Here is an 828-nt window from a genome sequence, read left to right on the forward strand (position 1 = left end):
GGTTCTGTCGCAAATATTACGGGCATTCGTGTAGCCCGGTATGATGCGGCGCTGTATGAGGTGACTTGACAGAGATGATTGGACGGTGACGATGGTTGACTTCAAGGGCGCGCATTATCCGAAATCGGTGATCTTGTTCGCAGTGTTTTTCTATCTGCGATATCCGGTTTCTTATCGTGATCTTGAAGAGATTATGCAGGAGCGCGGTGTCGATGTTGACCATGCAACGATGAACCGCTGGGTGGTAAAGTACTCCCATTTAATCGCGGCTCAGGCACAAACGAAAAAGCGACCGACAGCAAAGTCGTGGCGCATGGACGAGACGTACATCAAGGTTAAGGGCAAGTGGATGTATCACTACCGCGCGGTGGATCGAAACGGCCAAACCCTTGATTTTCTGCTATCTGAGCGGCGCGACAAGCCGGCGGCGCGGCGCTTCTTCCGGCGCGCCATCGGCAAAAATGGTGTCCCTGACCGCATCGTGATCGACAAAAGCGGCGCAAACCTGGCTGGGTTGGAAGCCGTGAATGTTATCCTCAAATTCACCGGAACAGGTCAGATGATCAAGATCCTACAGGTTAAATATCTGAACAATATCCTTGAGCAGGATCATCGGTTCATCAAGCGCATCACGGGGCGGATGCTCGGCTTCAAAGCGTTCCATTCTGCTTCCGCCACTCTCGATGGGATCGAGACCGCGCACATGATCCGTAAGGGGCAATTCCACGCCAACGGCTTGAACGCGTTCCAGCAGTTTGCCCAGCTCGCAGCATAAGTCTGTCCAGCGTCAGCCTACACTCAACCATGTTGAAAATTTGCGACAGAACC

1 protein-coding gene is annotated in these 828 nt (G+C 52.9%); it reads left to right on the top strand.

The window, feature by feature from the left end; translation table 11 throughout:
• Nucleotides 1–91: 91 nt before the first annotated feature.
• A complete protein-coding gene (locus tag HUK65_RS18495) occupies nucleotides 92–775 on the top strand; it encodes an IS6 family transposase (RefSeq protein WP_179907762.1) in 684 nt (227 codons plus the stop codon).
• Nucleotides 776–828: the final 53 nt, after the last annotated feature.

It is taken from the genome of Rhabdonatronobacter sediminivivens, from assembly GCF_013415485.1.
Taxonomy (GTDB): Bacteria; Pseudomonadota; Alphaproteobacteria; order Rhodobacterales; family Rhodobacteraceae; genus Rhabdonatronobacter; species Rhabdonatronobacter sediminivivens.